Below are 23,692 nucleotides of genomic sequence, written 5' to 3' on the forward strand. Positions count from 1 at the left end.
CGCCCGGCGTTGGCGATCAACCGCCCGCCGGCCGCGGGTCAGCCGTCGAGGACGACGGAGACGATCCCGGCGAGGTGGGCGAGCCGGGCGAGCTCGGCCGCGCGGAACATCGGCCCGCCGGGCCGCCCCACGAGCAGGACGCGCTCCGGGTTGCCCAGCGGGGTGGCGGCCAGCTCGGTCCCGAGCTCCCGCCAGGTCGGCGGGACCCAGTCCTCCTCGCCGTCCAGGATCGTCGCGCGCCGCAGCGGCAGCCAGGGCAGGTGCACCGCCCCGGTCTCGGGCGCGGCGCCGCTGGCGGCGAGGCGGTCGACGCGGCCGCCGCCGTCGCGGCCCACCACCACGGCCCAGCCCGACCGGATGATCCTGGGCACGCCCTCGGTGAACACGGCGAGACCCCGGTCCGGGTGCGCGGCGGCCACCTCCTCGACGAGTTCCAGCTCGCGGTGGGTGTCGAGCACGCCCGCGTACGGGCGCACCGCGTCCACGACCACGCCGTCGATCGACTCGGCGGCCGTGATGAGGGCGTCCGGCAGCCGGCCGGACGGCAGCTCGACCACGAGGTCGTCCACCGCGACCCCGGACCCGCGCTCGACCACGTCCACGCTGAGGATGTCCGCGCCCACGCCGCCCAGCGCGGTGGCCACCGCGCCGAGCATGCCGGGGCGGTCCGGGACCTGGACCCGGATGAGGAAGGACACTCCGCACGCCTCCCGCCGGCCGTGCGCGGGACCTCGCCGCCCGCGTCTGGCGCAGTCGCGCCGGGCTCGCCGGCGGGACTGCCGACGGTCGATTCTCGCAGACCCGAGCTGGCGGACGGGGCCGCGCGTCCGAATCCCGGGAGCTCACCGCCGGCTCCTTGACACCGCGACCCGACGGCGGCGCGTCCGCCCCGCCGTCCCCGGGGCCGACCGCCCGCCCGGTCCCGCCGGCCAAACCCGCCGCCAGCCTCGCCGCCCAGCCCGTCGCCCAACCCGTTCGGGCCGACCGGCCCGCTCGCCCTAGACTCGGCTGGTCACGCACACCATCGACCAGGGGGTCTTCAGGAGTGCCCGCCATCTCCCGCGACGAGGTCGCCCACCTCGCCAGGCTCGCCAGGTTGGCCGTGACCGACGAGGAGCTCGACGTCTTCGCCGGTCAGCTCGACGTCATCCTGCGGTCCGTGGCCTCGGTGGGCGAGGTCGCCGCCGACGACATCCCGCCGACCTCGCACGCCGTGCCGTTGACGAACGTCTTCCGCGCGGACGAGGTGCGCCCGGGGCTGAACCAGCAGCAGGCGTTGTCCGGCGCGCCGGAGGCGGAGGACGGCCGGTTCCGCGTTCCCCGCATCCTGGGGGAGGAGCAGTGATGGGCGACCTGACCAGGCTCACCGCGGCCGAGCTGGCCGCGAAGGTGCACGCCCGCGAGGTGACCGCGGTCGAGGTGGCGCAGGCCCACCTGGACCGGATCGCCGCCGTCGACGGCCGGGTGCACGCGTTCCTGCACGTGGACCACGAGGGTGCGCTCGCGTCGGCCCGCGCGGTCGACGAGGCGCTGGACGCCGGCCAGGCCCCGGCCTCGCCGCTGGCCGGCGTGCCGCTGGCCCTCAAGGACGTCTTCACCACGCGGGACATGCCCACCACCTGCGGCTCGAAGATGCTCGAAGGCTGGGTGCCGCCGTACGACGCCACGGTCACCCGCCGACTGCGCGAGGCCGGCGTGGTCATCCTGGGCAAGACCAACATGGACGAGTTCGCCATGGGCTCGTCCACCGAGAACTCGGCCTACGGCCCCACCCGCAACCCGTGGGACCTGGACCGCATCCCCGGCGGCTCGGGCGGCGGCTCCTCCGCGGCGCTGGCCGCGTTCGAGGCCCCGCTGGCCATCGGCACCGACACCGGCGGCTCGATCCGCCAGCCGGGCGCGGTCACCGGCACCGTGGGCGCCAAGCCGACCTACGGCGGCGTGTCCCGCTACGGCCTGGTGGCCTTCTCCTCCTCGCTGGACCAGGGCGGCCCGTGCGGCCGGACGGTGCTGGACACCGCGCTGCTGCACGAGGTGATCGCCGGGTACGACCCGCTCGACTCCACCTCGATCGACGCCCCGGTGCCGCCGGTCGTGGCCGCGGCCAGGGAGGGCGCCGCCGGTGACCTCGCCGGCGTGCGGGTCGGCGTGGTGAGGGAGTTCGCCGGCGAGGGCTACCAGCCGGGCGTGCTGGCCGCCTTCCACGCGGCCGTCGAGCAGCTCCGCGCGCTGGGCGCCGAGGTGGTCGAGGTGTCCTGCCCGAACTTCACCTACGCGCTGCCGGCCTACTACCTGATCGCGCCGAGCGAGTGCTCGTCCAACCTCGCCCGCTTCGACGCCATGCGGTACGGCCTGCGGGTCGGCGACGACGGCTCGCGCAGCGCCGAGGAGGTCATGGCGCTCACCAGGGAGGCCGGCTTCGGCCCCGAGGTCAAGCGCCGGATCATGATCGGCACCTACGCGCTGTCCTCCGGCTACTACGACGCCTACTACGGGCAGGCGCAGAAGGTGCGCACGCTGATCTCCCGGGACTTCGCGGCCGCGTTCGAGCGGGTCGACGTGCTCGTGTCGCCGACCACCCCGACCACGGCGTTCCGCATCGGTGAGCGGGCCGACGACCCGATGGCGATGTACCTGTCCGACCTGTGCACGATCCCGTCCAACCTCGCGGGCAACGCGTCGATGAGCGTGCCCTGCGGCCTGGCCGAGGAGGACGGGCTGCCGGTCGGCCTGCAGATCATGGCCCCGGCCATGCAGGACCACCGGATGTACCGGGTGGCCGCCGCCTACGAGGTGGCGCGCGACGCCGGCGCCGGGCGGCTGAGCGACCGGGTGCCGGAGGTGGGGGCCTGATGGAGGACGGGATGCGGAAGGCCCGGGGCGCGCTGATGCTCGCCGGCTCGGCCGTCGGCCTGGTCGGCGTGGTGCGCCAGATCCGGTCGGCGCGGCAGAAGTCCGACCCGCTGATGCTGGTCAACGCGCTGGGCAACGCCATCGTCGTGATCACCGGTGCCGCGCTGGCCCTGCGCGGCCTGCGGAAGGGCAGGAGCGAGTGACCGCCACCGCCGAGCTGATGGACTACTCCGACGTCGTCGCGCGCTTCGACCCGGTGCTCGGGCTTGAGGTGCACGTCGAGCTGTCCACCGCCACCAAGATGTTCTGCGGCTGCGCCAACGTCTTCGGCGGCGAGCCGAACACCCGCGTGTGCCCGACCTGTCTGGGCCTGCCCGGCTCGCTGCCGGCGGTCAACGGCCGGGCCGTGGAGTCCGCCATCCGGATCGGTCTGGCGCTGAACTGCCAGATCGCGGAGTGGTGCCGGTTCGCCAGGAAGAACTACTTCTACCCGGACATGCCGAAGAACTTCCAGACCTCGCAGTACGACGAGCCGATCGCCTTCGACGGCTACCTGGACGTCGTGCTGGAGGACGGCGAGATCTTCCGGGTGGGCATCGAGCGGGCCCACATGGAGGAGGACACCGGCAAGTCGCTGCACGTGGGCGGCGCGACCGGCCGCATCCACGGCGCCGAGCACTCGCTGCTGGACTACAACCGGGCCGGCGTGCCGCTGATCGAGATCGTCACCAAGCCGATCACCGGCGCCGGCGAGCGGGCGCCCGAGGTGGCCCGCGCCTACGTCACGGCCCTGCGGGACCTGCTCCGCGCGCTCGACGTCTCCGACGTCCGCATGGACCAGGGCTCCCTGCGGTGCGACGCGAACGTCTCGCTGATGCCGAAGGGCGCCGAGGTGTTCGGCACCCGCAGCGAGACCAAGAACGTCAACTCGCTGCGCTCGGTGGAGCGCGCCGTGCGCTACGAGATGTGTCGGCAGGGCGCGGTGCTGACGGCCGGCGGGACCGTGGTGCAGGAGACCCGGCACTTCGACGAGGCCACCGGCAGCACGTCCTCGGGTCGCCGCAAGGAGACCGCCGAGGACTACCGCTACTTCCCCGAGCCCGACCTGGTGCCGATCGCGCCGGCGAGGGAGTGGGTGGAGGAGCTGCGCACCACCCTGCCCGAGCTGCCGTGGGAGCGGCGCCGGCGGGCCAAGGAGGAGTGGGGCCTGTCCGACGCCGAGCTGCGCGACCTGGTCAACGCCGGGGCGCTGGAGCTGGTGGCGGAGACCGTCGAGGCCGGGGCCGCGCCGGGCGAGGCCCGCTCGTGGTGGGTGTCCTACCTGGCCCAGCAGGCCAACGTCCGGGGCGTCGAGCTGGGCGACCTGGAGATCACCCCGGTCCAGGTGGCCAGGGTGACCGCGCTGGTGGCCGAGGGCTCGCTGACCAACAAGCTGGCCCGCCAGGTGGTCGACGGCGTGCTGGACGGCGAGGGCGAGCCGGACGAGGTCGTCGAGAAGCGCGGCCTGAAGGTCGTCTCCGACGACTCGGCGCTGCTCACCGCGATCGACGAGGCGCTGGCCGCCAACGCCGACGTAGCGGACAAGATCCGCAGCGGCAAGGTGGCCGCGGCCGGCGCGATCGTCGGCGCGGTCATGAAGGCCACGAAGGGCCAGGCGGACGCGAAGCGCGTGCGGGAGCTGGTGCTCCAGCGCTGCGGCCAGAGCTGACGCCTGACCCCTGACGCCTGACCTCATGGACCCGTGCGGTCCGCGGGAACTCCCGCGCCGCACGGGTCCATGTCGTTCCGGGGTTGTTTCCGGACCGCCGCCTCGGGGTTGGTGGTCGGCGCAGCCGTGGCCGGGTCGATGGCGGTCGAGCTCCGGGGACAGTCCCACGTGGACAGTCTCTTGTGGACAGTCTCTTGTGGTCGTCCGCGTGCCGACGGCCGTCCGCCGACCCGTCGCGCCGGCCTAGTCCTTGCCGTTGGCCGCGCCGGCCTTGTTGATCGGGATCGCGACGACCCGGTCGTCGCTGGAGACGGGCTGCCCGCCGGCCTTGTTCATGGTCCCGAAGAAGGCGTAGGTGCCGTCGGGCGCGATGTCGGCGGCGGACAGCCGCCCGTACCGGTTCTGCTCGGTGAGCTGCGGCTTGCCCTTGAAGGTGCCGTCCGGGTTGAGGAAGAGGTTGGCCAGCGCGGCCGAGCGCTCCATGGCGACGCTGATGACGCCCGCCCCCGCCGCGCAGCCGCCGACGCCGGGCCGGTCGGGCCAGTTCCACGCGGGCGTGGCCAGCTTGCCGGGGCGCACCTGGAACAACAGGTCCCGGTCCTGGGCGCGGTCGGTGACCCAGCTCGCCTTGCCCTCCCGGTCGGTGCACAGGCCGGCCGGCGCGTGCAGGCCGCTGGCGAGGACGGGGGAGTTGGCGTTCGGGTTGTCCTTGGCCGGCTTGCCGGACGTGTCGACCCGCAGCACCTTGCCGGCCAGGGAGTTCGGGTCGCCGGCCGCCGCGGCGTCGCCCGCGTCGCCGGTGGCGACCAGCAGGTTGCCCCTGCGGTCGCTGGCCAGCGCGCCCCGGTTGCCGGACCCGCCCTTCGGGATGCCGGTCAGCACCGGCTTCGCGGTGTCGTTGCGCGCGAAGCGCACCACGCGGTTGTCCGTCGCCGTGGTGACGTAGGCGTAGATCAGCTCGTCCTCGGCGTAGTTCGGGGACAACGCCAGCCCGGTCAGCCCGCCGTCGCCGGTCATGTCGACCGGGATCCTGGCGATCTCCACCGGGTCGCGGTCCTTCTCCACCCGCACGACGCGCCCCGAGCGGTCGGCGGCCAGCGCCGTGGTCTCACCCAGCGTGGCCACGGCCGTCACCGGTTCGAGGCAGGTGCCGATCACGGCCGGGTCGAAGTCCTTGCAGCCCTGCGGGGGCTGCACCGACGCCGAGGTCCGGCCGGGCTGCCCGCCGGCGCGCGGGCCGTTCTCCGGGTCGCCCTCGACGTGCGGCTTCGGCCCGGCCTCGGGCGTCAGCCGGGGTTTCTCCTGCCAGCTCTCGGCCGGGCGGGCGTCGGGGAACTGGGCGCAGGAGGCCGCGACCAGGGCGAGCGCGCTCACGCCGGCCACCAGCGCGCCCCGCACCGCCGGCCGAGCGAACCCACGCCTACGACCCCCACCCATCACGTCCCCACGGTAGGCGGTGCCAGGTGAACCCCGGGTGAGGGTCCCCAACCCCGTGCGACACGAATCACCCCAGGTCCGAGCCCCCACGCCCTCGCGGAACGTCCCTACTACCGCGTAGTAGGGACTGCCCGGCCGAGGCTCCAAGCAATGGCGGGGGTCAGGAGATGTGAAACCGCGCATTGCCTTTCCGTCGCCATGAGCCAGTAGCGGCGACAGGTAATCCGGACGCCACTGAAACGGAGCAATCAGGGTCCGTTCGGAACAAAATAGGGAGGTGTGTCGCTAGGGTGACAGGATGGACTTTCGTACGTTCCAGGGCCGCTCTCTCCAACGTCCGTCCGTGGACGCGGATGACCTCCAGGAGGATTCGACGGGTTTCAAGGGTGAGTTCGACCTCGAATCCGTGAGCATGAGTGACGTCAGTCAACCCGGTGTTGTCGGGGAGGGCTCCCTGGCTCGTTCCGTTGTCACGCGGGTGAACCTCGGTGAGTCCCGGCTCGGGCCACTGGTGTTGGCGGATGTTCGGACGGAAGACGTCGACCTGTCGAACGCCCACCTGGACTTCGAGACGATCCGACGGGTTGAGGTCATCCGCAGTCGTGCTGTGGGGGTGCGGTTGCGGGCTGGTGAGGTGAGCGACCTGTCCGTCGAGGAATCCCGCCTGGACTACGCCTCGCTCCACTTCGAGCGGGTGAGGACGCTCGTGGTGTTCCGCGACTGTTCCCTTCGGGAGGCCACGTTCACGGGTGACCTGTCCAACGTGCTGTTCCTCGACTCGGACCTGACGGACGCCGAGTTCGACGCACGCGCGGCGAGGGGACTGGACCTGCGGACCTGCCGCCTCGACGGGGTGAAGGGCTGGCGGACACTCCGGGGGGCGACCGTCAGCGCCGATCAGGCCGTCTCGGTCGCCACTCTCCTGGCGACCGAGATCGGCCTGACCGTCGACTAGCTGGTTTCTACTTCTTCGCCCAGTTGTCCCAGGTGGGCCGGTTGTCGAACCCCCCGTTTCCGGTCTTGTTGTCCCAACTGGGGCGGTTGTCGAACGACCCTCCGCCGTTGCTGGCGCGGTGTCCGTCGCGTTGTCGCGCCAGCAGCACCCTCATTCCCGGTGCGGCGTGGGCAATTCGCTCAATGAGCGTGGCGGTTGGCAAGGTCGATCATCCCTTCCACGAGTGCGATCTTGCTGTTCCGGCAGTGGTCCGTTTCCGTTCCGTCCAGCCGCCCCGTCTCGAACAACCTGTTCGCGGGGTGGCCACCCCCGCAGAAGTCGAAGTAGGGGCAGGTGGCGCGGCACCGCTCGACGCCCCGGCGGAACTCCCGCACCCACGGGGCGTCGAGCCCCCGCTGGACGATCTGGTCCAGCGGCGTCATCAGCACGTTCCCCGCCGACAACGAGCCGAACCGCGCCGAGTGTTGACCCCCTCGCGCTCCTCGATGTTCACGCCCAGCCACGCGGCCCCCAGCTCCCGTACGAACGTGTAGAGACGACCTGCCCGCTCCGGGGTCGGGTCCGACACCACCGCGATGACCGACACGGGTAACCCGACCGCCGCCAGGCGTCCGATCCCGTGCCGGATGCGGTCGAAGGCAGGTCGGCCGGAGTGATCCACCCGCTGGCCGTTGTCCTCAGGTGGACCGTCGACGCTCACGCCCACCCGCACGCGGCGCTCCGCGAAGAACTCACACCATTCCGGGGTGATCAGCGTGGCGTTCGTCTGGACCGAGTGAACGACGTCCAAGCCGTCGAAACGGTCCATGAGCCGCCCGAGCACCGATCGGCCAGCGGCCAGCGGCTCGCCCCCGTGCCAACAGACTTCGACCGTTCCCCGGTCGACCCAGCCGGCCACGGCGTCTCGCACGCGGCCGGCGACAGTGGGATACATGATCCGCTGCTTCCTCCGGTCTGGCAGGTAGCAGTAGGAGCAGTCCAAGTTGCAGAGGGTTGTCGGCTGCATGATGACCGCGGTCGTGGACTGAAAACCGAACTCTTCCACTTTGGTTACCTGTTCTCATCCGGCCTGCGATGCTTGCGCGAATGGCTGCCGAAAACAGGGGTGGGATACCAGGAACCCTCGATCCGGTGCTTTCGTCGGCACCAGACCTGGTCTCCGCACGGGGTGGGCGGGCCTCCCTCGTTCGGGTGGAGAGAGGGGAGATCCGCCAGGTGGGTGGTTGGCGGTCGGTGCGGCGCCATGAGCACGTTCCCCGCCGACAACGCGCCGAACCGTGGGCCGGAAACGGGGAGGGCGCCGCTCCGCTGGGGGAGCGACGCCCTCCGCTGGGGCCGTCGGGCGGGGGGATCAGCCCGCCGCGAGCTCGTCGCGGGCCTCGGCGAAGGCGCGGACGGCGCGCTCGACGTCCTCCGTGGAGTGGGCGGCCGAGAGCTGGACGCGGATGCGCGCCAGGCCCTTGGGGACCACCGGGTAGGAGAACGCGATGACGTAGATGCCCTTGGCCAGGAGCAGGTCCGCCATCCGGGCCGCCTCGGCGGCGTCGCCGATCATCACCGGGGCGATCGCGTGGTCGCCGGGGAGGATGTCGAAGCCCAGCTCGGTCATCCGGCCGCGGAACAACGCCGTGTTCTCCCGCAGCCGCGCGCGCTGGGTGTCCGAAGTGGACAGCAGGTCGAGGACCTTGAGGGACGCGGTCACGATCGACGGCGCCAGGGAGTTGGAGAACAGGTACGGACGGGAGCGCTGGCGCAGCATCTCCACGATCTCCCGTCGGCCGCTGACGTAGCCGCCGCTGGCGCCGCCCAGCGCCTTGCCGAGGGTGCCGGTGAGGATGTCGACGCGGTCGCTCACGCCGAACAGCTCGGGGGTGCCCCGCCCGTTGTCGCCGACGAAGCCGACCGCGTGCGAGTCGTCCACCATCACCAGGGCGTCGTGCCGCTCGGCGAGGTCGCAGATCTCGTCCAGCGGGGCGACGTAGCCGTCCATGGAGAACACGCCGTCGGTGACGATCAGCCGGTACCGGGCGTCGGCCGCCTCCTTGAGCCTGCGCTCCAGGTCGGCCATGTCCCGGTTGCGGTAGCGGTACCGGGCGGCCTTGGACAGCCGGATGCCGTCGATGATGCTGGCGTGGTTCAGCTCGTCGGAGATGACCGCGTCCACATCGGACAGCAGCGTCTCGAAGACGCCGCCGTTGGCGTCGAAGCAGGAGCTGTAGAGGATGGTGTCCTCGGTGCCCAGGAAGGAGCTGAGCTTCGCCTCCAGCTCCTTGTGCGGCTCCTGGGTGCCGCAGATGAACCGCACCGAGGCCATGCCGAAGCCCCACTCGTCGAGCGACGCCTTGGCGGCGGCGACGACCTCGGGGTGGTCGGCCAGGCCGAGGTAGTTGTTGGCGCAGAAGTTCAGCACCTCGTCGCCGCTGACCCTGATCGCGGCGGCCTGCGGGCTGGAGATGACCCGCTCGCCCTTGTAGAGACCGGCGGCGCGGATCTCGTCGAGGGCGGTGCGGAGGTCGTCGCGCATCGCGCTGAACACGTCGGGTGCCTCCTCAGGCTCCGGTCGGCTGGCTGGTGGGCAGGGTGGGACGGGTCCAGTCGATCACGACCTTGCCGCAGCGGCCCGAGCGGGCGGCGGCGAACGCCTCGGCGTGCTGCTCGAAGCCGAACCGGTCGGTGATGACCGGGCTGATGTCCAGCCCGCCCTGGAGCAGCACGGACATGGCGTACCAGGTCTCGTACATCTCCCTGCCGTAGATGCCCTTGATGGTCAGCATGTGCGTGACCACCTTGGCCATGTCGATCGGGATGTCGTCGGTGGGCAGGCCGAGGACGGCGATCCGGCCACCGTGGGTCATGTTGGCGATCATGTCGCGCAGCGGCTCCGGCCGGCCGGACATCTCCAGGCCGACGTCGAAGCCCTCCTTCATGCCCAGCGTGCGCTGCGCCTCCTCGATGGAGGTCGTGCGCACGTCCAGCGCCAGGCTCACACCCACCTTGCGGGCGAGCTCCAGCCGGTAGTCGCTGACGTCGGTGATGACCACGTGCCGGGCGCCGGCGTGCCTGGCGACCGCGGCGGCCATGATGCCGATCGGCCCGGCGCCGGTGATGAGCACGTCCTCGTTGAGCACCGGGAAGCTCAGCGCGGTGTGCACCGCGTTGCCGAACGGGTCGAAGATCGCCGCGACGTCGAGGTCGACGGGCTGGCGGTGCACCCACACGTTGGACTCGGGCAGCGCGACCAGCTCGGCGAACGCGCCGTCGGTGTGCACGCCCAGGCCGACGGTGCGCGCGCACAGGTGGCGGCGGCCGGCCATGCAGTTGCGACAGGAGCCGCACACCAGGTGGCCCTCGCCGCTGACCAGGTCGCCGGGCTGCGCGCGGGTGACGCCGGAGCCGACCGCGACGACCTCGCCGACGAACTCGTGGCCGAGGACCAGCGGCGCGCGCACGACGCCGGCGGCCCAGTCGTCCCAGCTCTCGATGTGCAGGTCCGTGCCGCAGATCCCGGTCCGCAACACCCGGATGAGCACGTCGTTGTCGCCTGGACGGGGGTCGGGAACCTCGGTCAGCTCCAGCCCCGGGCCGGCGGCGGTCTTCACCAGCGCTTTCACGTCCCTACTGTCGGCAGGCCCGGCGGGGAAGTCCATCGACGTTTTCTCGAAAGGAGGTTTAGCTCACCTGAACAGGGGATGCGGCCGGACGTGCGACGATGGAGGGGTGATCGACCCCCGCCGGCTGCGCGTGCTGCGCGCGCTGGCCGACCACGGCACCGTCACCGCCGCGGCCAGGGCCCTGTACCTGACCCCGTCGGCGGTGTCGCAGCAGCTGGCTGCCCTGGAGTCCGAGGTGGGGCAGCCGCTGCTGGACCGGCGGGGCCGGGCCGTGCGGCTGACCGCGGCGGGCGAGATCCTGGCCTCGCACGCCAGCGCCGTGCTCGCCCAGCTCGAACGGGCCGAGGCCGACCTCGCGGCGTGCGCCAGCGGCGCGACCGGTCGGGTCGTGGTCGCCGCCTTCGCCACCGCCATCACCATGGTGGTCGCGCCGGCCATCGCAGCCCTGCGCGTCCGGGCGCCGGAGGTGGAGGTGCTGGTCAGGGACGCCGAGGGGCACGCCAGCCTGCCGCTGCTGCTGGCCGGCGAGGTCGACATGGCCATCGCCATGGACTACCGGGGCGCGCCGGGGGCCGACGACGAGCGCCTGTCGCGGGCGCCGCTCTACGCCGAGCCCTTCGACGCGGTCCTGCCGGCGGCGCACCGGCTCGCCGGGCACCGCGCGGTGGCCGTCGCCGACCTGGCCACCGAGGAGTGGATCACGCCGTGGCCGGGCAACCCCTGTCACGACGTCGTGCAGCTCGCCTGCGAGAACGCCGGTTTCCAGCCCAGGGTCGCGCACTCGTCGGACGACTTCCGGGCCATCTGCGCGCTGGCCGGGGCGGGGGTCGGCGTGGCGCTGGTGCCGCGCTCCGCCCTGCGGGGGGTGGAGCTGCGGGACGCGGTGATCCGCCCGGTCGCCGGCCGGCCGCCGACCCGTCGGGTGTTCGCCGCGTTGCGGCGCGGCGGGGAGCGCCACCCGCTGCTGGGCATGACGCTCGACGCGCTCCGCACCGCCGCCGAGTCGTTGGACGACAGTGGCGGGGAGCCCGTCGTCGGGTCGGTCACCGGTCCTCACACCGAGCCGCTCGCCGGGGCGGCCGCCGGACCCGTCTCGGGGCCGGTCGTCGAGCCCGGAGCCGGGCCCGCGGACGAGCCCCGCGAAACCCTTTGATCAGCTAACGGTGTGAGTACGCTGTCGCCATGGCGTTCACCGTGCTCGTCCCCTCCGCCGACGCCGTCCCGGTCTTCCGCGAGGTCGAGGGCCTGCGCCCGGTCCAGTACGACGTGGCCGCGCCGCTGCCGCCCGAGGCGGCCGACGCGGAGGCCCTGGTCGTGCCGATCTGGCCGACCGAGTCGGCGCGCGCCGTCGTCGGGCGGTTGCCGCGGCTGCGCCTCGTGCAGACCCTGACGGCCGGTGTCGACGGCTGGCGGGACGTGCTGCCGGAGGGCGCGGTGCTCTCCTGCGCACGCGGCGCGCACGGCGGCAGCACCGCCGAGTGGGCGATGACCGCCCTGCTGACCGTGTACCGCCAGTTCCCGTCGTTCCTCGCCCTGCAGGCCGAGCGCCGCTGGGAGCACCGCCAGGTCGACACCCTGCAGGGCAAGCGGGTGCTCGTCATCGGGTCCGGCGACCTGGGGAACCAGCTCCGCCGCCGGCTGGCGGCGTTCGACGCGGTTCCCACCATGGTGGGCCGGGCCGCGCGCGACGGCGTGCACGGCGTGGACGCGTTGCCCGAGCTGCTGCCCGCGCAGGACGCGGTGGTCGTCGTCGTGCCGCTGACCGACGAGACCCGGGGCCTGGTCGACGCCGAGTTCCTCGCCCGGATGCCGGACGGCGCGATCCTGGTCAACGCCGCCCGCGGCCCGGTGGTCGACACCGACGCCCTGCTGGCCGAGCTGACGCGCGGGCGGCTGCGCGCGGTGCTCGACGTGACCGACCCGGAGCCCCTGCCGGCGGACCATCCACTGTGGACGGCTCCGGGAGTGATCATCACGCCGCACGTCGGCGGGAACAGCAGGGGGCAGGAGGTGCGGGCCTTCCGCGTCGCCGCGGAGCAGATCGCCGCGTTCGCCGCCGGCCGCACGCCGGACAACCTCGTCACCGGCGCCTACTGACCGCCGGCCCCGCGCCGTGCGCCCCGCGCCCCGGCCACTCGCGCGGGCTCGCGGCCGGTCGCGTCGTGACCACTCAGGACGGACGCGGGCAGCGCCGCTTCGAGTCGCCGGAGCACGCGGGAGCACCTAGCCTGCTGGCCGTGAGCACCCACGACGAGGAGCCAGCCCACACGGCCCCGATCCCGGGGCCGGTCCTGGGGACGGAGTCGCGTCCGCTGGGCTGGACCGCCGGCGCGGACCTCGGCCTGCTGGTGCTGCGGCTGGTGCTCGGCGGCACGTTCGTCGCGCACGGCGCGCAGAAGCTCTTCGGGGCGTTCGACGGGCCCGGCATCGACGGCTTCGCCGGCTACCTGGCCGGGCTCGGCTTCCAGCAGACCACCCTGATGGCCTGGATCACCGGGCTGACCGAGTTCGTCGGCGGCATCCTCGTCGTGCTCGGCCTGCTCACCCCGCTGGCCGCGGCCGGCCTGCTCGGCGTGATGATCAGCAGCGTCGCCGTCAAGTGGCCCAACGGCTTCTTCACCGGCACGGGTCAGGGATTCGAGCTGGACCTGGTGCTGGCGGCGGCCGCGGCCTGCCTGCTGCTGGCCGGCCCTGGTCGGGCGGCGATGGACACCGGCCGCGTGTGGATGCGCCGCCCGCTCATCAGCGGCCTGCCGTTCCTGCTGCTCGCCATCGGCGCGGCCATCCTCGTGCTGCTGATCCTGCGCCGGCGCTGACCGGCCGACGGCACGGGCGCGGCGAGGTTCGCCAGTCCCGTGCGGCACGGCTGGCGCGCCGCACGGGACTCGCTCCGTACTGGATCAGAGGTTCGGGTCGCGCACCGCGCCGGTGGCGGCCGAGGTTGCCAGCTTCGCGTAGGCGCGCAGGGCCAGCGAGACCTGGCGCTGCCGGTCCCTGGGTTGCCAGGGCCGCTCCGCGGCCTCCATCTTCGCGCGCCGCTCGGCCAGCACCGCGTCGTCGACCAGCACCGCGAGCCGGCGCTCGTGGACGTCGATGACGATCTCGTCGCCGTCCTCGACCAGCCCGATCGCCCCACCGGCCGCCGCCTCCGGCGAGACGTGGCCGACCGAGATGCCCGACGAGCCGCCGGAGAACCGGCCGTCGGTGATCAACGCGCACACGCGGCCCAGCCCGGCGCCCTTGAGGAACGCGGTCGGGTGCAGCATCTCCTGCATCCCCGGCCCGCCGGCCGGACCCTCGTACCGCACCACGAGCACCTCGCCGGGCTGGATCTCCCGGTTCAGGATGACCGACACGGCCTCCTCCTGGCTCTCCACCACCCGGGCCGGCCCGCGGAAGCGCCACAGCTCCTCGGGGATGCCGGCGGTCTTGATGACCGCCCCGTCCTCCGCCAGGTTGCCGTGCAGCACCGCCAGCCCGCCGTCGGCCGTGTACGCGTGCGCGGCGTCGCGGATGCAGCCACCCGCCGCGTCGGTGTCCAAAGAGGACCACCGGTTGGCGGAGGAGAACGCCTCCGTCGTGCGGACCCCGCCCGGCGCGGCGTGGAACAGCTCCACGGCCCGCTCGGCCGGCGCCCCGCCCCGGATGTCCCAAGTGGACAGCCACTCGTCCAGCGACGGGCTGTGCACGGCGTGCACGTCCCGGTGCAGCAGCCCGGCCCGGTCCAGCTCGCCGAGGATCGCCGGGATGCCGCCGGCCCGGTGCACGTCCTCCATGTGGTAGTCCGAGTTCGGGCTCACCTTGCTCAGGCAGGGCACCCGGCGGCTGGTCGCGTCGATGTCGGCGAGGGTGAAGTCGATCTCGCCCTCGCGCGCGGCGGCGAGGATGTGCAGCACCGTGTTCGTGGAGCCGCCCATCGCCATGTCCAGCGCCATCGCGTTCTCGAACGCCTTGCGGTTGGCGATCGACCGCGGCAGCGCCGACTCGTCGTCCCGCTCGTACCACCGCCGCGCCAGCTCGACCACGAGCGAGCCCGCCCGCAGGAACAGGTCGCGCCGCGCGGCGTGCGTGGCGAGCGTGGACCCGTTGCCCGGCAGCGCCAGCCCCAGCGCCTCGGTCAGGCAGTTCATCGAGTTCGCGGTGAACATGCCGGAGCACGAGCCGCAGGTCGGGCAGGCCGACCGCTCCACGACGGACAGCCCATCGTCGTCGACCTGGTCGTTGGCCGAGGCGGAGATCGCGGTGATGAGGTCGGTCGGCGCGTGCGCGACGCCGTCCACCACGACCGCCTTGCCGGCCTCCATCGGGCCGCCGGAGACGAACACGGTCGGGACGTTGAGCCGCAGCGCGGCGTTGAGCATGCCCGGGGTGATCTTGTCGCAGTTCGAGATGCACACCAGCGCGTCCGCCTGGTGCGCGTTGACCATGTACTCCACCGAGTCGGCGATGATCTCGCGCGAGGGCAGCGAGTAGAGCATGCCGCTGTGGCCCATCGCGATGCCGTCGTCCACCGCGATCGTGTGGAACTCGCGGGGCACGCCGCCGGCCTCCCTGACCGCGCCGGCGACCAGCTCCCCGAGGTCGCGCAGGTGCACGTGGCCCGGCACGAACTGGGTGTAGGAGTTGGCGATCGCCACGATCGGCTTGCCGAAGTCGCTGTCGGTCATGCCGGTGGCACGCCACAGCGCGCGGGCGCCGGCGGCGTTGCGGCCGTGGGTGGTGGTGCGGGAGCGCAGCGGGGGCACGGCTCCTCCTGGAGCTGTCGCTGGTGTGCCGGCCGCGGGGGCGGGTGGACTCAGGCGTCCTCGCGGGATCGGGGGTGACCGTCCGCGCCGGGCCCCGCGTCCGCGGCCGGGGTGTCGGCGGCCTCCGGGGTCGCCGAAGGGTCCTCACCAACGGTAGCCGACGCCGCGCCCGGCTCGGGGAGTCGACCGCTGATGGCGGCCAGCACCGGGACGTGCCGCGCGCGCACCGAGGGCAGCGGCACCTCGGTCTCGTCGCGCAGCACGGCGGTCACCACGGACCGCTCCGACAGCCGCAACGAGACGATGTCGTCCCACGGCAGGCGCCGCGTGCGGAACACCTCGCGCACCACGATCTCGTCCACGCGCACCACGGTGCGCACCCGCCACCACCAGACCAGCAGCGCGAGCGGCACCAGGTAGACGACCTGGAGGCCGGGGGCGCCCCAGGCGACCGGCGTCACGCAGACCGCGAGGAAGAGGATCGCGAACACCCCGATGGGGCTGATCCGGAACACCGCGTGCGGGGCGGGCGTCGGGCTCGGCTCGCTCGCGGGCGTCTCCGACGTCCCCTGCGCCTCTGTCCGGGCCTCTGCCCGGGCTTCCGCCGGCGGAAGCGTCGGCGGCGTCCCGGCGTCGGCCGTGGCGTCGGCCTCGGCGCCGGCGCCGGCGCCGGCGGCGCTCGGGGGAGCGGGGTCGGCGGCGCCGTTCCGGCCGGCGCGGCCCTGGGCCCGCGCGCCGGCGGGCGCCTCGTCGACCTCGGGGCCGGTGGGGTCCTGCTGCGGAGTGGCGGCTTCGCTCACGTCCCGAATGGTCCCACCCATCCTGTTCGCCGGTGACGTCGACCCGGCGGGCCGGTGTGCGGCGGCACACGCCGTCACCTGCTCGGATGTCGCCGCCAGTCCCCCAGAGGTGTCCATTTGCTGGGACAGTTGTTCCGCAGTGTTGACGCTCGCCCGGACGGGCGGCTAACGTCGGCGGCGTGCTGCGACTGACCCACCTCCTTCTCGTAATTCCCAGGCGCGTCGACGCCTAGGAATTCCACGCAGCGTCGACGCGCCTGACCCTCGTACGGCCCCTCCTCGGGCTGGCGGGGGTTTTTTCGTGCCCGGACACCTCCCCGACCCACGAAGGCAGCCCCCATGACCAGCGCGAATCCGCGTCCCACCCCGGCGCCCCGGCCGGTGGCACCCCGGCCAACGCCGCCCAGCGGCGCCCCGGTCCGCGTGACCGGCGCGCAGTCCCTCGTCCGCTCGCTTGAGGCTGTCGGCTGCGACGTCGTGTTCGGAATCCCCGGCGGCGCGATCATGCCGGCCTACGACGCGTTGCTCGACTCCCGGACGCTCCGGCACGTGCTGGTCCGCCACGAGCAGGGCGCCGGCCACGCGGCCACCGGCTACGCGCAGGCCACCGGCCGGGTCGGCGTCTGCGTGGCCACCTCGGGCCCCGGCGCGACCAACCTGGTCACCCCGCTGGCCGACGCCTACATGGACTCGGTCCCGATGGTGGCGATCACCGGCCAGGTGTCGCAGTCGCTGATCGGCACCGACGGCTTCCAGGAAGCCGACATCTGCGGCATCACCCTGCCGGTCACCAAGCACAACTTCCTCGTCACCGACCCGGCGGACATCCCGCGCACCATCGCCGAGGCGTTCCACCTGGCCGCCACCGGCCGGCCCGGCCCGGTGCTGGTCGACATCCCCAAGGACGTCCAGCAGGCCGTCACCGCGTTCAGCTGGCCGCCGGAGATGCGGCTGCCCGGCTACCGGCCGACCACCCGGCCGCACGGCAAGCAGGTGCGGGAGGCCGCCCGGCTCGTCGCCACCGCGAGCCGGCCGGTGCTCTACGTCGGCGGCGGCGTCCTCAAGGCCGACGCCGCGCCCGAGCTGCGGGAACTGGCCGAGCTGACCGGCATCCCGGTCGTCACCACGCTGATGGCCAGGGGCGCCTTCCCCGACTCGCACCGCCAGCACCTGGGCATGCCCGGCATGCACGGCACGGTGGCGGCGGTGGCCGCGATGCAGCGCTCCGACCTGCTGATCACGCTCGGCGCCCGGTTCGACGACCGGGTCACCGGCAAGCTCAGCTCCTTCGCGCCGGACGCGACCGTCGTGCACGCCGACATCGACCCCGCGGAGATCTCCAAGAACCGCAGGGCCGACGTGCCGATCGTCGGCGACTGCAAGGAGGTCATCGCCGAGCTGACCGCCGCCGTCCGCGCCGAGCTGGAGCAGACCGGCGCGCCCGACCTGACCGAGTGGTGGGCGCAGCTCGACCACTGGCGGGAGACCTTCCCGCTGGGGTACGACTGGCCGGCCGACGGCTCCCTGTCGCCGCAGTACGTCATCGAGCGGATCGGCGCTCTGGTCGGCCCGGACGCGGTCTACGCGACCGGCGTGGGCCAGCACCAGATGTGGGCGGCGCAGTTCGTCCGGTACGAGAACCCGCGCAGCTTCATCAATTCGGGTGGTCTGGGCACCATGGGCTTCGCGGTGCCGGGCGCGATGGGCGCCAGGGTCGGCCGGCCCGACCTCCCCGTGTGGGCCATCGACGGCGACGGCTGCTTCCAGATGACCAACCAGGAGCTCGCCACCTGCGCCATCGAGAACATCCCGATCAAGGTGGCCGTCATCAACAACGGCAACCTGGGCATGGTCCGGCAGTGGCAGACCCTGTTCTACGACCAGCGGTACTCGCACACCGACCTGGGCACGCACCGGCACCGCATCCCGGACTTCGTGCTGCTGGCCGAGGCGCTGGGCTGCGTGGGCCTGCGTGCCGAGTCGCGGGACGAGGTCGACGAGGTCGTCCGCAAGGCCATGGAGATCAACGACCGTCCGGTGGTCATCGACTTCGTGGTCGGCAAGGACGCCCAGGTGTGGCCGATGGTCGCGGCCGGCGCCGGCAACGACGAGATCATGGCGGCCAGGGGCATCCGCCCCCTCTTCGACGAGGACGCGTGACGAGGACGCGTGAGAGGTAAGAGGTGCTGCGCCTGCGCCGCGGGCGAGGATCGCAACGACGAGGACGCGTGGAGCGGCTGTCGACAGGACGTGCGGCGTCCGTGACGTGGACGAGGACCAGGGACAGCGCCCGCTGCGCGGGCCAGGAACGCAACGACGAGGACGCGTGACCAGGATGCGACGGATCGGTCTGTTGGGCGGGATGAGCTGGGAGTCCACCGCCGTCTACTACCGCCTTCTCAACGAGGGCGCCCGCGAGCGGCTGGGCGGCCTGCACTCCGCCGACCTGGTACTGCGTTCGGTCGACTTCGCCGACATCGCCGAGCTCCAGCACGCGGCGGCGTGGGAGGCGCTGGGCGCGACCCTGGCGGCGGAGGCCGGGTCGCTGGTCGCCGCCGGCGCCGAGGTGCTCGGCATCGCCACCAACACCATGCACCTGGTTGCGCCGCAGATCGCCGAGGCGGCGAGAATCCCGTTGGTGCACATCGTGGACGTGGTCGCCGAGGCGGCGCGCGCCCGAGCTGTGGGTCGCCTCGCCGTGCTCGGCACGAACTTCACCATGACCTCCTCGCTGTACACGGAGGGCATGGCGCGCCACGGGATCGAGGTCGTCGTCCCCGACGAGGACGACCGGCGCGTGGTGCACGACGTCATCTACGACGAGCTGTGCCGGGGAGTCGTCCTGGACTCCTCCCGGCAGCGGTACCGGGAGATCGTGGGCAGGCTGGCGGAGCGCGGCGCGGAGGCGGTCGTCCTCGGGTGCACCGAGATCACTCTCCTGTTCGGACAGTCCGAAGTGGACGGTCTCACCGTTCTGGACTCCACCGCGTTGCACGCCACGGCACTGCTCGACGCGGCACTGCTCGACGTGGCGTTGCCCGGGACGGCCACGTCCGGCGCCACCGCCCGGCCGGCCCCCGCCGCCGTCCCCGACCCGGCCCCCGAGACGCGACAGGAGCGCAGCGCATGAGCAGGCACACGCTGAGCGTGCTGGTGGAGAACAAGCCCGGCGTGCTGGCCAGGGTGGCCGGGCTCTTCTCCCGCCGCGGCTTCAACATCGAGTCGCTGGCGGTGGGCCCCACCGAGCACCCCGAGGTCTCCCGGATGACCATCGTCGTCTCGGTCGACGAGCTGCCGCTGGAGCAGGTGACCAAGCAGCTCAACAAGCTGGTCAACGTGATCAAGATCGTCGAGCTGGAGCGGCCCGCCTCCGTGCAGCGGGAACTGCTGCTGGTCAAGGTGCGGGCCGACGCCACGGTCCGCAGCCAGGTGCTGGAGACCGTGCAGCTGTTCCGGGCCAAGGTCGTCGACGTGTCCCCGGAGGCGGTCACCGTCGAGGCCACCGGCACCCAGGACAAGCTCGACGCCCTGCTCCGCATGCTGGAGCCCTACGGCATCCGGGAGATGGTGCAGTCCGGCATGGTGGCCATCGGCCGCGGCGCCCGCTCCATCACCGCCACCGCGGTCCGCTGAGGCCCTCGCGGCGCGGTCAACAAGCACCGGTCAACAACAAGTCCAGCAGAGAGAAGAGAGCACAACCCCATGCCTGCCGAAATCTTCTACGACGACGACGCCGACCTGTCGATCATCCAGGGCCGCACGGTGGCCGTGATCGGCTACGGCAGCCAGGGCCACGCGCACGCGCTGAGCCTGCGGGACTCCGGCGTCGACGTCCGGATCGGCCTGCCGGAGGGCTCGAAGTCGCGGCCGAAGGCGGAGGAGGAGGGCCTGCGGGTGGTCACCCCGGCCGAGGCCGCCGCCGAGGCCGACCTGATCATGATCCTGGCGCCGGACCACAAGCAGCGCGACCTGTTCGCGCAGGACGTCGCGCCGAACCTCAAGGACGGCGACGCCCTGTTCTTCGGGCACGGCCTGGCGATCCGCTTCGGCCTGATCCAGCCGCCGGCCGGCGTGGACGTGGCCATGGTCGCCCCGAAGGGCCCCGGCCACCTGGTGCGCCGCCAGTTCGTCGACGGCAAGGGCGTGCCCTGCCTGATCGCGGTGGAGCAGGACGCCAGCGGCAAGGCGCAGGCGCTGGCCCTGTCCTACGCCAAGGCGATCGGCGGCACCCGCGCCGGCGTCATCCGCACCACCTTCAAGGAGGAGACCGAGACCGACCTGTTCGGCGAGCAGGCGGTGCTCTGCGGCGGCGCCTCCGCGTTGGTGCAGGCCGGGTACGAGGTGCTGACCGAGGCCGGCTACACGCCCGAGGTGGCCTACTTCGAGTGCCTGCACGAGCTGAAGCTGATCGTCGACCTCATGTACGAGGGCGGCATCGCGCGGATGTTCTACTCGGTCTCCGACACCGCCGAGTACGGCGGCTACACCCGCGGCCGGCGCGTCGTCGACGAGCGGGTCAAGGAGGAGATGCGCCGGATCCTCGGCGAGATCCAGGACGGCTCGTTCGCCAGGCAGCTGGTGGCCGAGATGGACTCCGGCCGAGAGAACTTCACCCGGCACCGCGAGGAGCTGGCGGCGCACGGCATCGAGGAGGTCGGGAAGCGGCTGCGCGGCCTGATGTCCTGGGTGGACCGGCCGATCACCGAGACGGCCTGAGCCGGATCGCGTCAGGGGGGTCGACGGTGCGCCGTCGGCCCCCTTCGCGTTCGCGGCGCGCCCGCCCGCGTCCGGCTGGGGCCGACTGGCCGCCCGTCGACTGGCCGCCGTTCGCCGCCCGTCGACTGGTGTCGCAGAGAGTGGGACGGCTGTCACGAAACGTGGGACGTGCCTGGTGGGAAACGGAGTTCTCGCGGTGGATACACTCACGGCCTCACGCCGGGGCACAGCGCGGTACCCCTGTGTGCCGCGGAGTCACCCGCGCCCGAACCCGCCGGAGCCCGGTGGGACACGTCCGGGAGGCCCGCACCCGAGCGCACGCATCGCCTGATCCAGGAGCGAACCCGTGACCAACTCCAGCCGCCCCGTCGTCCTCATCGCCGAGAAGCTCGCGCCGTCGGTGCTCTCGGTGTTCGGCGACGAGGTCGAGGTCCGTCATGTCGACGGCACCGACCGACCGGCCCTGCTGACCGCGATCGCCGACGCCGACGCCCTGCTCGTCCGCTCGGCCACCCGGGTGGACGCCGAGGCGCTCGGCGCCGGCAAGCGGCTCAAGGTCGTGGCCAGGGCGGGCGTGGGCCTGGACAACGTCGAGGTGCCCGCCGCCACCGAGCGCGGCGTGATGGTGGTCAACGCGCCCACCTCCAACATCGTCTCCGCCGCCGAGCACGCGCTGGCGCTGCTGCTCGCGGTCGCGCGCCGGGTCCCGGCCGCCGACGCCAGCCTCCGGGCCGGCGAGTGGAAGCGCAGCGCCTACACCGGCGTCGAGCTGAACGGCAAGACCGTGGGCGTGGTCGGCCTCGGCAAGATCGGCCAGCTCTTCGCGCAGCGCATCGCGGCCTTCGGCACCACGGTCATCGCCTACGACCCGTACGTGTCGGCCGCGCGGGCCGCGCAGCTCGGTATCGAGCTGGTGAGCCTGGACGAGCTGCTGGAGCGCGCGGACGCGATCTCCATCCACCTGCCGAAGACGCCGGAGACGCTCGGCCTCATCGGCGCCGAGCAGCTCGCCCGGTGCAAGAAGGGCGTGCTGATCGTCAACGCCGCCCGCGGTGGCCTGGTCGACGAGGCCGCGCTGGCCGAGGCGGTGCGCGGGGGCCACGTGGGCGGGGCCGGCGTCGACGTGTTCGTCACCGAGCCGTGCACCGACAGCCCGCTGTTCGGCCTGCCCAACGTGGTCGTCACGCCGCACCTGGGCGCGTCGACGGCCGAGGCGCAGGACCGGGCGGGCACCGACGTCGCCCGCTCGGTGCTGCTGGCGCTGCGCGGCGACTTCGTGCCGGACGCGGTCAACGTGCAGAGCGGCGGCGTCGTCAACGAGGAGGTCCGGCCGTTCCTGCCGCTGACCCAGAAGCTGGGCACGGTGCTGGCCGCGCTGACCAGCAAGCCGCCGGCCGCGGTGACCGTGGAGGCTCGGGGCGAGCTGTCGCACGAGGACGTCACGGTCCTGCCGCTCGCCGCGTTGCGGGGCGTCTTCTCCGGCGTGGTGGAGAACCAGGTCACCTTCGTCAACGCGCCGCGGCTGGCCGAGGACCTGGGGGTGAAGGTCGAGCTGCGCAAGGAGTCGGAGAGCGCCGACCACCGCAGCGTGGTGACGCTGCGCGCGGTGCTGGCCGACGGCGCGACGGTCAGCGTGTCGGGCACCCTCACCGGCCCCCGCCAGGTCGAGAAGCTGGTGGAGATCAACGGCCGGCACTTCGACCTGCGGGCCGAGGGGCACGTGCTGCTGCTGGTCTACCCGGAGCGCCCGGCGGTGATGGGCACCGTGGGCACGCTGCTCGGCGAGGCCGGGGTGAACGTCGAGGCGGCGCAGATCAGCCAGACGACCGACCGGGCCGAGGCGATCATGCTGCTTCGGGTGGACCGGCCGGTGGCCGCCGGGGTGCTGGAGCCGATCGGCGCCGCGATCGGCGCGCGCACGGTGCGCGACCTCGCGTTCGAGTGACCGCTGCTGGCGGTGGGCCGGTGGCGGCGCGATCTTGCCCGCCGGCCCGCCGCCAGGCCGTCGCCGACGGCGTTTTCCTGTTACCAGGCGGAAGTTCGCGTCGCCCGGGCACTTCGCGGCACCGCCTGAGAACGGCCGGACCGGACGCGTGACAGCCGTTCGGCGCACGCGAGGACGGGCCGGCGTGCCCTAACTTCGGTGATCATGGGTGTGGGGGAGGGGCCGGACGACACGTCGGGCGGGCTCCTCGCCGCCCGGTGGCTGGCGGCGGTGGCCGCGGTGGTGACGTTGCTGGGGCTGTACGTCCTGCCGTGGTGGCCGGGCGAGTCCTTCCTGGAGTTCCGGGCCGAGCACCTGGCCGGCCGGGTCGACCCCGACCCCACGTGGTGGAAGTCCCTCCAGCGCGGCTACTTCCGCTTCGGCTTCGTCGCGCACTCCGTGGTGTCGGCGCTGCCGCCGTTCGTCGTGGCCCGGCCGGACCGGTGGCGTTCGCTGACCGGGCTGGCCCTGCTGGGCGCGGCGTGGCAGCTGCTCGCGGTGCGCGGCGCGACGTTGATCAACACCACCGGTGTGCCGTACCTCGGCTCGGTGGCGGGGATGTTGGTGGTCATCGCGTGGTGGTTGGGCCGGGTCTCGGCCCGGCCGGACGGCTGGGGACTCTGAGCCACGAACTCCCCGAACAGAGCAATCCGGACCATGACCCGTTCCGGTCGCCCGGGCGGAACCGGCCCCACCAGGCCACGCCCCGTGTCCAACTTCGCTGTCAAGCCGGTGTGATCACCCCAATGGAGCAGTACACGGTGGGGTGAGCCGCGTTAGGTTCGGCGTTCACGAGGCCGGACCAGGTGCCGCGGAGGGCTCGGCACCACGCCGGCGCTGCCCTGGTGTGGTGCGATCCGCCGGCCGTGGGGGAGCGCGTGCC

Annotated in this window: 23 protein-coding genes; 14 read left to right on the forward strand and 9 right to left on the reverse strand. The window is 73.0% G+C overall.

The features are described 5' to 3' along the window. Nucleotides 1-38: 38 nt before the first annotated feature. Nucleotides 39-698: an ACT domain-containing protein gene (locus tag BUE43_RS19750; protein ID WP_073485370.1), complete on the reverse strand. Its 660-nt coding sequence runs from the start codon at nt 696-698 to the stop codon at nt 39-41. Nucleotides 699-1,045: 347 nt separating this feature from the next. Here BUE43_RS19750 and gatC point away from each other — a divergent pair, with 347 nt between their 5' ends. Genes gatC through gatB form a run of 4 tightly spaced genes read left to right on the forward strand, consistent with a single transcriptional unit; the run spans nt 1,046 to nt 4,561 of the window. Further along, nucleotides 1,046-1,345: an Asp-tRNA(Asn)/Glu-tRNA(Gln) amidotransferase subunit GatC gene (gatC, locus tag BUE43_RS19755; protein WP_073485372.1), complete on the forward strand. Its 300-nt coding sequence runs from the start codon at nt 1,046-1,048 to the stop codon at nt 1,343-1,345. Beyond that, a complete protein-coding gene (gatA, locus tag BUE43_RS19760; RefSeq protein ID WP_073485374.1) occupies nt 1,345-2,853 on the forward strand; it encodes an Asp-tRNA(Asn)/Glu-tRNA(Gln) amidotransferase subunit GatA in 1,509 nt (502 codons plus the stop codon). The genes gatC and gatA overlap by 1 nt, the downstream gene beginning before the upstream one ends. An 11-nt stretch (nt 2,854-2,864) precedes the next feature. Then, the gene (locus BUE43_RS19765; protein WP_073486081.1) at nt 2,865-3,056 is read left to right on the forward strand and encodes a hypothetical protein; all 192 of its coding nucleotides are present in this window, start codon (nt 2,865-2,867) and stop codon (nt 3,054-3,056) included. Beyond that, complete coding sequence (gatB, locus tag BUE43_RS19770; RefSeq protein ID WP_073485377.1) at nt 3,053-4,561, forward strand: Asp-tRNA(Asn)/Glu-tRNA(Gln) amidotransferase subunit GatB; 1,509 nt, start codon at nt 3,053-3,055, stop codon at nt 4,559-4,561. Before BUE43_RS19765 ends, gatB begins: the two co-directional genes overlap by 4 nt. Before the next feature lie 243 nt (nt 4,562-4,804). Here the strand turns inward: gatB and BUE43_RS19775 are convergent, their stop codons facing one another. Continuing rightward, on the reverse strand, nt 4,805-5,935 hold the full coding sequence (locus tag BUE43_RS19775; protein ID WP_327083467.1) for a PQQ-dependent sugar dehydrogenase: 1,131 nt from the start codon (nt 5,933-5,935) through the stop codon (nt 4,805-4,807). A gap of 475 nt (nt 5,936-6,410) precedes the next feature. On the opposite strand from BUE43_RS19775, the gene BUE43_RS19780 reads away from it, so the two are divergent. Then, entirely contained in the window at nt 6,411-6,953 is a 543-nt protein-coding gene (locus BUE43_RS19780) for a pentapeptide repeat-containing protein (RefSeq protein ID WP_143174263.1), read from the forward strand. 7 nt (nt 6,954-6,960) lie between these two features. Here BUE43_RS19780 and amcA read toward each other — a convergent pair whose 3' ends face one another. From amcA to tdh, 5 genes are all read right to left on the reverse strand, one after another. Further along, a complete protein-coding gene (amcA, locus tag BUE43_RS36000) occupies nt 6,961-7,155 on the reverse strand; it encodes a multiple cyclophane-containing RiPP AmcA (protein ID WP_407697129.1) in 195 nt (64 codons plus the stop codon). Further along, entirely contained in the window at nt 7,133-7,375 is a 243-nt protein-coding gene (locus BUE43_RS34740) for a hypothetical protein (RefSeq protein ID WP_200797600.1), read from the reverse strand. The genes amcA and BUE43_RS34740 overlap by 23 nt, the downstream gene beginning before the upstream one ends. After that, nucleotides 7,375-7,959 (reverse strand): radical SAM protein, encoded by a 585-nt coding sequence (locus tag BUE43_RS19785; protein WP_200797601.1) that lies wholly within the window; start codon nt 7,957-7,959, stop codon nt 7,375-7,377. Before BUE43_RS19785 ends, BUE43_RS34740 begins: the two co-directional genes overlap by 1 nt. Before the next feature lie 345 nt (nt 7,960-8,304). After that, nucleotides 8,305-9,489: a glycine C-acetyltransferase gene (locus BUE43_RS19790; RefSeq protein WP_073485381.1), complete on the reverse strand. Its 1,185-nt coding sequence runs from the start codon at nt 9,487-9,489 to the stop codon at nt 8,305-8,307. 13 nt (nt 9,490-9,502) lie between these two features. Next, nucleotides 9,503-10,564 (reverse strand): L-threonine 3-dehydrogenase, encoded by a 1,062-nt coding sequence (gene tdh, locus BUE43_RS19795; RefSeq protein WP_073485384.1) that lies wholly within the window; start codon nt 10,562-10,564, stop codon nt 9,503-9,505. Between the two features lie 106 nt (nt 10,565-10,670). On the opposite strand from tdh, the gene BUE43_RS19800 reads away from it, so the two are divergent. The 3 genes from BUE43_RS19800 to BUE43_RS19810 all read left to right on the forward strand — a co-directional run bounded on the left by BUE43_RS19800 (nt 10,671) and on the right by BUE43_RS19810 (nt 13,380). Then, nucleotides 10,671-11,717 (forward strand): LysR family transcriptional regulator, encoded by a 1,047-nt coding sequence (locus tag BUE43_RS19800; RefSeq protein ID WP_083959854.1) that lies wholly within the window; start codon nt 10,671-10,673, stop codon nt 11,715-11,717. 29 nt (nt 11,718-11,746) lie between these two features. After that, nucleotides 11,747-12,661: a 2-hydroxyacid dehydrogenase gene (locus BUE43_RS19805; protein ID WP_073485386.1), complete on the forward strand. Its 915-nt coding sequence runs from the start codon at nt 11,747-11,749 to the stop codon at nt 12,659-12,661. Nucleotides 12,662-12,801: 140 nt separating this feature from the next. Further along, complete coding sequence (locus BUE43_RS19810) at nt 12,802-13,380, forward strand: DoxX family protein (RefSeq protein ID WP_234995806.1); 579 nt, start codon at nt 12,802-12,804, stop codon at nt 13,378-13,380. 84 nt (nt 13,381-13,464) lie between these two features. Here BUE43_RS19810 and ilvD read toward each other — a convergent pair whose 3' ends face one another. Together ilvD and BUE43_RS19820 are read right to left on the reverse strand one after the other, a co-directional pair. After that, nucleotides 13,465-15,309: a dihydroxy-acid dehydratase gene (gene ilvD / locus BUE43_RS19815; RefSeq protein ID WP_073485388.1), complete on the reverse strand. Its 1,845-nt coding sequence runs from the start codon at nt 15,307-15,309 to the stop codon at nt 13,465-13,467. Nucleotides 15,310-15,359: 50 nt separating this feature from the next. Beyond that, nucleotides 15,360-16,109 carry a PH domain-containing protein gene (locus tag BUE43_RS19820; RefSeq protein WP_073485389.1) on the reverse strand — a complete coding sequence of 250 codons (750 nt, stop codon included), beginning with the start codon at nt 16,107-16,109 and terminating at the stop codon, nt 15,360-15,362. A 339-nt stretch (nt 16,110-16,448) separates the two neighbouring features. Here BUE43_RS19820 and BUE43_RS19825 point away from each other — a divergent pair, with 339 nt between their 5' ends. The 6 genes from BUE43_RS19825 (at nt 16,449) to BUE43_RS19850 (ending at nt 23,433) form a co-directional block, all read left to right on the forward strand. Further along, on the forward strand, nt 16,449-18,269 hold the full coding sequence (locus BUE43_RS19825) for an acetolactate synthase large subunit (RefSeq protein WP_073485390.1): 1,821 nt from the start codon (nt 16,449-16,451) through the stop codon (nt 18,267-18,269). 175 nt (nt 18,270-18,444) lie between these two features. Further along, nucleotides 18,445-19,239: an aspartate/glutamate racemase family protein gene (locus tag BUE43_RS19830; protein ID WP_083959934.1), complete on the forward strand. Its 795-nt coding sequence runs from the start codon at nt 18,445-18,447 to the stop codon at nt 19,237-19,239. After that, the gene (ilvN, locus tag BUE43_RS19835) at nt 19,236-19,742 is read left to right on the forward strand and encodes an acetolactate synthase small subunit (protein ID WP_073485392.1); all 507 of its coding nucleotides are present in this window, start codon (nt 19,236-19,238) and stop codon (nt 19,740-19,742) included. Before BUE43_RS19830 ends, ilvN begins: the two co-directional genes overlap by 4 nt. Before the next feature lie 69 nt (nt 19,743-19,811). Continuing rightward, nucleotides 19,812-20,825, forward strand: a complete 1,014-nt coding sequence (gene ilvC / locus BUE43_RS19840; RefSeq protein WP_073485393.1) for a ketol-acid reductoisomerase — start codon at nt 19,812-19,814, stop codon at nt 20,823-20,825. A gap of 346 nt (nt 20,826-21,171) precedes the next feature. Beyond that, a complete protein-coding gene (serA, locus tag BUE43_RS19845) occupies nt 21,172-22,770 on the forward strand; it encodes a phosphoglycerate dehydrogenase (protein WP_073485394.1) in 1,599 nt (532 codons plus the stop codon). Between the two features lie 204 nt (nt 22,771-22,974). Beyond that, nucleotides 22,975-23,433 (forward strand): hypothetical protein, encoded by a 459-nt coding sequence (locus BUE43_RS19850; protein ID WP_143174264.1) that lies wholly within the window; start codon nt 22,975-22,977, stop codon nt 23,431-23,433. The last annotated feature ends 259 nt before the right edge of the window (nt 23,434-23,692 follow it).

Source organism: Streptoalloteichus hindustanus (assembly GCF_900129375.1).
Taxonomy (GTDB): domain Bacteria; phylum Actinomycetota; class Actinomycetes; order Mycobacteriales; family Pseudonocardiaceae; genus Streptoalloteichus; species Streptoalloteichus hindustanus.